Annotated in this window: 1 protein-coding gene; it reads right to left on the minus strand. The window is 58.8% G+C overall.

Annotated features, from left to right (window positions below):
* Positions 1-6: 6 nt before the first annotated feature.
* On the minus strand, positions 7-243 hold a 237-nt coding region (locus HMPREF2886_RS31950), incomplete at its 5' end, for a TrbI/VirB10 family protein (protein ID WP_070749126.1).

Raw genomic sequence — 243 nt, forward strand, 5'->3', positions numbered from 1 at the left:
TAGTCGTCAATTGCAGCCCTTGCCGGTGCTTCCGGCCATCGGGTGGCCTTCCCACGTCGGCAGGATAATGTCCTTCGTCACCATGATGTTGAACTCGTAGCCCGGACGAATTTCGAGCGTCGGCTGAATGTTCATGTTGCGTTGGGCCATCTGCATACCAATCTGCCCCATCTGCTGACCCAGCGACCCGGCGATGATTTGCGAGCTGCTGTAGTTCTCGCCGTTGCTGGCCTGCGGCTGCGA

This window comes from Pseudomonas sp. HMSC066A08, assembly GCF_001813025.1.
GTDB classification, from domain to species: domain Bacteria; phylum Pseudomonadota; class Gammaproteobacteria; order Pseudomonadales; family Pseudomonadaceae; genus Pseudomonas; species Pseudomonas aeruginosa.